The sequence below is a fragment of the Streptomyces sp. BV286 genome (assembly GCF_019090165.1).
Classification (GTDB): Bacteria; Actinomycetota; Actinomycetes; order Streptomycetales; family Streptomycetaceae; genus Streptomyces.
This window is the reverse complement of sequence record NZ_JAHRIB010000128.1, coordinates 1-395: the sequence shown is the minus strand read 5'-3', so window position 1 is coordinate 395 and position 395 is coordinate 1. Positions and strand designations below refer to the sequence as shown.

The 395-nt window shown below is 70.9% G+C and carries 1 protein-coding gene; it reads left to right on the top strand.

The features are described 5' to 3' along the window. Positions 1–395: condensation domain-containing protein (locus KUF83_RS17090; protein WP_217455559.1), on the top strand; the 395-nt coding region annotated here is incomplete at both ends.

Here is a 395-nt window from a genome sequence, read left to right as displayed (position 1 = left end):
CCCGTCGCGGTGACGGAGGCGCTGCTGACGCGGGTTCCGGCCGCGTTCCACGGCGGAGTCAACGACGGCCTGCTGGCCGCGCTGGCCATGGCGGTGGCGAAGTGGCGCCGCGGACGGGGTATCGAGGAGTCCTCCACGCTGATCAAGCTGGAAGGCCACGGCCGTGAGCAGGAGGTCGTGCCGGGTGCGGACCTTTCCAGCACGGTGGGCTGGTTCACCAGCATGTTCCCGGTGCGCCTGGAGACGGCCGGCTTCGATCTGGACGAGGCGTTCGCGGGCGGTCCGGCCGCGGGCGGTGTGATCAAGGCGGTCAAGGAGCAGCTGCTGGCCGTGCCCGACAAGGGCCTCGGCTTCGGTCTGCTGCGCTACCTCAACGAGGAGACCGGCGCGGAACT